The sequence below is a fragment of the Novosphingobium sp. genome (assembly GCF_024642085.1).
Taxonomy (GTDB): Bacteria; Pseudomonadota; Alphaproteobacteria; order Sphingomonadales; family Sphingomonadaceae; genus Novosphingobium.
On sequence record NZ_JAHEBV010000054.1, the window covers coordinates 1 to 6,071 of the forward strand.

Annotated in this window: 6 protein-coding genes and 1 pseudogene; 3 read left to right on the forward strand and 4 right to left on the reverse strand. The window is 59.6% G+C overall.

From position 1 onward, the window contains the following. Both Q0L62_RS12820 and Q0L62_RS12825 read right to left on the reverse strand, forming a co-directional pair. Positions 1–195: pseudogene (locus tag Q0L62_RS12820) on the reverse strand (hypothetical protein); the annotation flags it as partial. 110 nt (positions 196–305) lie between these two features. Further along, positions 306–1,079: an SDR family NAD(P)-dependent oxidoreductase gene (locus Q0L62_RS12825; protein ID WP_296680490.1), complete on the reverse strand. Its 774-nt coding sequence runs from the start codon at positions 1,077–1,079 to the stop codon at positions 306–308. Between the two features lie 158 nt (positions 1,080–1,237). Here Q0L62_RS12825 and Q0L62_RS12830 point away from each other — a divergent pair, with 158 nt between their 5' ends. After that, positions 1,238–1,801, forward strand: coding sequence for a DnaJ domain-containing protein (locus Q0L62_RS12830; RefSeq protein ID WP_296680493.1), 564 nt, complete (start codon positions 1,238–1,240; stop codon positions 1,799–1,801). Here the strand turns inward: Q0L62_RS12830 and Q0L62_RS12835 are convergent. Then, positions 1,783–2,529 carry a hypothetical protein gene (locus Q0L62_RS12835; RefSeq protein WP_296680495.1) on the reverse strand — a complete coding sequence of 249 codons (747 nt, stop codon included), beginning with the start codon at positions 2,527–2,529 and terminating at the stop codon, positions 1,783–1,785. The genes Q0L62_RS12830 and Q0L62_RS12835 overlap by 19 nt on opposite strands. A 383-nt stretch (positions 2,530–2,912) precedes the next feature. After that, positions 2,913–3,641: a TetR/AcrR family transcriptional regulator gene (locus Q0L62_RS12840; RefSeq protein ID WP_296680496.1), complete on the reverse strand. Its 729-nt coding sequence runs from the start codon at positions 3,639–3,641 to the stop codon at positions 2,913–2,915. 173 nt (positions 3,642–3,814) lie between these two features. Between Q0L62_RS12840 and Q0L62_RS12845 the strand changes: the two genes are divergently transcribed. Both Q0L62_RS12845 and Q0L62_RS12850 read left to right on the forward strand, forming a co-directional pair. Further along, positions 3,815–5,014 (forward strand): aldehyde reductase, encoded by a 1,200-nt coding sequence (locus Q0L62_RS12845; protein ID WP_296680498.1) that lies wholly within the window; start codon positions 3,815–3,817, stop codon positions 5,012–5,014. Beyond that, the gene (locus tag Q0L62_RS12850) at positions 5,011–5,481 is read left to right on the forward strand and encodes a DUF4188 domain-containing protein (RefSeq protein ID WP_296680500.1); all 471 of its coding nucleotides are present in this window, start codon (positions 5,011–5,013) and stop codon (positions 5,479–5,481) included. The genes Q0L62_RS12845 and Q0L62_RS12850 overlap by 4 nt, the downstream gene beginning before the upstream one ends. Positions 5,482–6,071: the final 590 nt, after the last annotated feature.

A 6,071-nucleotide genomic window follows, 5' to 3' on the forward strand; every position in this document is an offset into this window, starting at 1 on the left:
CTCAACCGGCTTGGGCGGGGGCAGGCGGAAATTGTCGGCAACGATCGGCGGCGGCACGGCAGGCGGCAGGAACTTTGCGGCAAGCCCGGTGACCAGCGCATAGCCGGCGATCGCATGCAGCCCCGCAACCAGCGTCAGCGTGCCGAGGCGGCGGTTGGTATCAAGTGTACTGGCATAAGCCATGGCATCCTCCATCAGTTGTCCTACGCGGCCCGCTTGTCTGCGAGTCTGCGTATAATGTAACAACATATCATAACATTGAAGGTGACAAAGCGAAATCTCGCACCCGTTGTTCCGGTCTGCGATCAGCGTCCGCCGGTGACGTAAAGGCATTGCCCCGTGACCCAGCTTGCCGCCGGCGAGGCAAGGTAGACCACGGCAGCGGCGATATCCTGGGGCGTGCCATATCGCGCCAGCGGAATGCCGATCATTGCCAGCAGCTTTTCGCGCTTTTCGGCCGTGTCGGTGCCCATGCAATCGTCAAAGTTTTCGGTCGGCACCGGGCCGGGGGCCACAGCATTGACCCGGATGGCGGGGGCCAGTTCGACCGACAGGGTCGATGTCAGGCTGTTGACCGCCGCCTTGGCCGCACCATAGGGCCCGTTCTTGACCTGCGGGCCATAGGCCGAACGCGACGATATGTTGACGATCGCCCCGCCGCCCGCGCCCATGTGCCGCGCGGCCACGGTGGCGCCCATCCACACCGCTTTGAGGTTGAGCGCGATCTGCGCATCGAACTGGTCATCGTCGGTGCGGGTCAGATAACGCGGGGTGCCATCGGGTATGCCGCCTGCGTTGTTGACCCAGATGGTCAGCGGACCCAGCGTGGCTGCCGCGCCTTCGGCCAGCCGGTCCAGCGCGGCGCGGTCGGTCGCATCGGTGGCCAGCGCCAGCGCCCGGCGCCCGCAGGCCCGGATATCATCCGCCACGCTGTCCAGATCAGCCTGGGTGCGCGCGGCAACGGCGACATCGGCGCCCGCTTCGGCAAGCGCAATGGCAATGGCGCGCCCGATGCCCTTGCCCGCGCCGGTCACCACCGCCACCTGGCCGTCCAGCCGGAATGTATCAAGAATGCCCATCGCGCCGGTCCCTTGCCAAGATGCTGTGCTGCAATGCCGATCCTGCCCCGCCGCCCCGCAGCGCGACACTGACGGATCAATTAGGGGTTAGGCGCGCAAAGCCACTTTCGCGCTGCGGGCATGATCGCTACCTGTTCATGCCGAGACAGGGGAATTACATGCCCGACAGGGAACCGTTCACAGATCTGTACGAAGTGCTGCAGGTAAATCCGCACTGCGATCTCAAGATGATTGAGAATGCGTATCGGCACCTGGCCAAGATATACCATCCCGATCATGAAAAGACTGCGGACGTCGATCGTTTTTCGGCCGTGATCGATGCGTGGAACGTCCTCAAGTTCCCGGAAAAGCGCGCCCGTTATGACGAGATCTACCGCGCCCGCAACGGCCACCCCGAAGCCCCTGCCGAAGAATCAGAGCTGTCCGGCGATGTCGCGCTGGGCGATGCAGCCTTGCAGCGCAACATCCTGATGTACCTGTACAAATCGCGGCGCGAAAACTTTGCCGGGGGCGGAGTGGGGGCCTATACCCTGCAGGATCACTTCCGCTGCAGCGACGACAATTTCGAGTTTCACGTCTGGTATCTGCGTTCCAAAGGCTTTATCGAAGTGACCGAGGCCGGGACCCTGGCGATCACCGTCGGCGGGGTCGATCACGTGATCAGCCTGCACCAGCCCAAAGAGCCCAGCCGCCGGTTGACCGATCAGTCCGGCGCAGCGTGATCGGCCGCGTTGCCGGCATCGCACACCGCCGCGGCCGCCGCCTCGGCATCGAACCAGACCCCCTGTTCAATCGCCAGCGCCTTTTGCCGCAGCACTTCATAACGGTGCGTCAACTTGGTCAGGAACGCCTCGTTCGCCAGGCGTTCGGCCTCGGTCATGCGGTCCTGCTCGGCTTCGTATTCGGCCAGCCACTGCGCGCGTAGCTTGACCAGCACCGGATCGTCCGGCGCCAGCGCCAGCAGATCGGCCGGCCGGGCGCGGCCGCCATAACGATCGGGTCGCCGCTGGCTCAGCATGAAACGCAGATGGGCAAAGTTGTGCTTGCGATAAGTGCCCAGCAGCTTGCCGGCCGAAACGATGGGCAGTTCCTCGCCAACCAGCGCCAGTTCCAGCGCGCAATCCTCCAGCCGGTCCAGCCCGCGCTCTGCCGCCTGTTCCCACGCCGCGGCAAATCCTTCGGCGCCGCGGCGTGCCCGCAGCTTGTACAGCGCTTCCAGGCTCTTGCCGATGGTCCGCGCCGCCTGGCTTACAATCCCGGTCGCGGCCAGCGCAGCGATGAACGCGCGCTGCTTGTCCGGCGTGATCGAATTGCGCCGCGGGCAGGGGTGCAGATAGGGCGCGAAGGCCAGCAGCGGATCGTCATCCTCTGGCACAGGTGCAGGTTCAAAGGCGACCAGTGATGTGGCCTGACGCGGGGTCTTGCGCGTGGAGCGGGGCGGGGGAGACACGGGGGAAGAGCGCCTTTCAGGCCAAGGTGTTGGATTCCCCTGTGGAAGGAAACCTTAGCGCGGGCGGCGGGATGTAGGAAAATGGTTTGTTGGGCGGTGTGGCGAGAAGTTAGACATTCCGGTTAGGCATGGCAGGGCGGAGCGAACTGAAATCTAGCCAAAGAAGCGGTCGCTCGGCAGCTCTGATCGACCGCTTCCATGTTGCCGCGAACGTGCGCTGATCGGCCGACATGGGGTGGAAAGCTGCCGTTTAGGAGAGTTTTTCAACGAAATCGACTCAAGCGAAGCGCAATGCGGCATCACGACGCAAGCGACTGGATCAGAATTTTGCAGTTCTCGTGAAAAACATGAGAGGAAATCCCTCGGGTAATTATTGCTCAACTTTATGAGCGTTTCAATGTTCTGATTAGCGTTACTGGATCGATTTCCATGACCGTGGAGGGAGCATTAAGAACATCCTCATTGCGCAATCCGCTCAGCAAATTTCGTTTCACAATTTCGAGCTGCTCCCACATTTGGGCTTCATCTTTGCCGCGGAAAGCACCTGATGCCGCGAGCGCTGAAACACCGTGGATTGCGGCATAGGCCGCAACTTCAGCGCCAACTCGTGCCCGCTTTGAAATCAGGCCAGAATCGCGCAATTCGTCCAGAATATCGTCCAAGATCGTGAACGGGTTAAGCGGGTCATTCTCGTCTTCAAGCGACCAATCGGCTGATCCAGTGCCGAACTCTCCATACATTAATTGAAACAGGACCGACTGCTCAAGCGCAAACCGGAAGTAAGCGTCTGCACCAGCAGAAAATCGCGCCAGACTTATTGATTGCGCGGAACTGTCCACGCTCGCGACATAGCTACCCATCAGATCGAGCCATTGCTGCCCCAGCAGACTAAAGCCTTCGACGCAGATTGCTTTGAGAAGCGCGCTTTTGTCAGAATAATGACGGTATATCGCGCTTGGTGCGACGCCAAGCTCAGCAGCGGCCCGGCGCAACGAAAATGAATCCACCCCGTGCTCTGCGATCATTCCAATGGCCAAATCCCGCAAAGCGAGAGCGAGATCGCCATGATGGTAGGTGCTTCGTTGAGGGGATCGGAGGTCGGCTGTGGTCATAACGCCTAGCATGCAAAATCATAGAATTCCCGGAAAGACGGGCTGCTCCTGCCATAGAGAGTTTTGCCAAAACTACCAAATGTTACCGATGTTCACATTTCGGTTTCTGTGAAGCAAAGTTCATGTTACCATCGTTCACATCGTAACTCGACTCACTTTAAGGAAACCAACCTATGACTTCACCTGACCGCAGTCTTAGCGCGCCTCGAGCTGCCCCAATTGTGATGCCGTCAGATGCCGGAGACATCGGCCCGCTAGTGCTGGTCACAGGCGCAAGTGGATTTCTGGGGGCGCATTGCGTGCAGCAACTTCTCGAAGCCGGGTACCGTGTACGCGGGACGTTGCGATCGCTGAACGACGAGCAGAAAAATGCCCATGTGCGCGCCTTGGGTGGCGCGAGCGGCGGGGGCCGCCTGGAGCTGGCGCAAGCCGACTTGCTGCATCCGCAAAGCTGGCGCGATGCCGTCGCGGGTTGTGACTATGTACTTCACGTGGCGTCGCCGTTTCCGGCGGCAATTCCGGACGATTCCGATATTGTGATCCGGCCGGCGGTGGACGGGACACTTAATGTTTTGCGGGCCATAGCCAGCGACAAGGGACGCACAGTGAAGCGGGTCGTCTTGACCAGTTCGATTGCCGCACTGTTTGCCGGACGCGACCAGATGCAAAAAGTCTGGGACGAGTATGATTGGGGAACGCTGAACGATCCCGCAAAACCGGTGGATCCCTACCCGGCCAGCAAGTTGATGGCCGAACTGGCGGCGTGGGAGTTTGTTGCGGAACTGCCAATCGAAAGGCGTTTTGAGCTGGCGACCGTTTGTGCAGGCCTGATGTGCGGGCCCTATCTTGGCGGTGTACCAGGCACATCGGCGGAAACGACGATGCGGCTGCTAAAGCGGCAAATGCCGGCCGTGCCCAACATGATTTTTCCGGGCGTTGATGTGCGCGATATCGCGCGGATGCATATTCGGGCCATGACCGCGCCGGATGCGGCAGAGCAGCGGTTTATCGGCGTTGCTTTCGACTTTGCCGCACGTGAAGTGGCAGAGTTGCTCTTCGAAGAGTTCGGTCCGCTCGGGTACCGTGTAACGCGTGCGCCGATGCCGGGCTGGCTATTCAAGATACTTTCTGTGTTTGATAGCAGCCTGCGGGCCATCCAGGTTCATATTGGCCAACGCCCGACATTCGACATTTCGCCCGCCGAACAGAAACTCGGAATGACAAAATGGATCGGGGTAAGGCAAAGCTGCATCGAGCAGGCCTACTCCCTGATCGAAAACGGCGCAGTTCCAGATTTGAGGAAAACCGGAACGCAATCCGTTGCATTTGCTCCGAACGCGTATCCGGCGCAGGCACAAGGCGAGCTGTCATGATCGTCGCAGACCGCATGATGGGCACTCTGCAGGGTGACTTTGTCGTCTTTCTCATCGGAATGCGGATCAACAAACCCCTCAAATTCTACAAATGGTTGCCCGTTGCCGGGGCCATGTCGCGCATGCTTGAAGAATTGTATTCCAAGCCCGAGCTTGGATTTCTTCATCACGAATCGTGGATTTCGAGAACGACCATTCAGGTACAATACTGGCGGTCCATGGACCAGCTTCTCAGCTATGCGAAAAACCGGGATGCAGAGCATCTGCCAGCATGGCACGCATTTAACAAGGCCGTGGGCTTCGACGGCACGGTCGGCATCTGGCACGAAACTTTCGCCGTCACTGCAGGCAACTACGAATGCGTTTACGGCAATATGCCGCCTTTCGGACTAGGTCGAGCAGGCGAGTTGGACGAGGCCCGAGGTCATCGCAAAACCGCGTCGGGTCGCTTGGGAATTAAACTGTAGTGCAACAAGCGCAATTGTGCCCCGTCCATGCGCTGCGAAGACGCTGCCAAATTCTCAAATCTGAAGCGCCAATTTCAGGGCCATTATTGTTCGCCTTGGCCATGAACTAATGCGATTTGCCCACATTGCGGTCATGATCCGCTCTGAAAAAATGCCAGCATTTGTGAAGCAATGGCTGCCACTCCAATGACGGATTTTGGGGCGCAACGGTGTTCTGCGGCTTATGTCCGTTTTGGGGTCGTTAGCCGAACGGCGGCGTTTGGCATTTTCAGCCCCAAGAACGGACGGGCGGCTTCCGGCCCAGTTGCCGCCAAAAATTAGCCCGCAAGCGAACGGCAGCTTTCAACGACAACATCAGTCGCCGGGAATGACAGCAATGTTGGCGTGAGCGCCCCAAGCGGAATTCATTGCCTTGACCGAATCCAACATCGCCCCTAAGGGCCGCGCTTCCAGGGCCAAGGTTAACGACGCCCCGGATTGAGCTGAACATTGCCGGTGCGTCCTGCCTTGCAGGGTAATCCGTCAAAGTAACCCGGTCTTTTCAGTCGGGTGGAGCGTTTCAGTCTCGCGCCGGAACCGGGCAGGGGCCA

Coding starts and splice junctions, on each gene's coding strand:
- Q0L62_RS12825 (WP_296680490.1), bottom strand. CDS start 1,079: ATGGGCATTCTTGATACATTCCGGCTGGACGGCCAGGTGGCGGTGGTG.
- Q0L62_RS12830 (WP_296680493.1), top strand. CDS start 1,238: ATGCCCGACAGGGAACCGTTCACAGATCTGTACGAAGTGCTGCAGGTA.
- Q0L62_RS12840 (WP_296680496.1), bottom strand. CDS start 3,641: ATGACCACAGCCGACCTCCGATCCCCTCAACGAAGCACCTACCATCAT.
- Q0L62_RS12845 (WP_296680498.1), top strand. CDS start 3,815: ATGACTTCACCTGACCGCAGTCTTAGCGCGCCTCGAGCTGCCCCAATT.
- Q0L62_RS12850 (WP_296680500.1), top strand. CDS start 5,011: ATGATCGTCGCAGACCGCATGATGGGCACTCTGCAGGGTGACTTTGTC.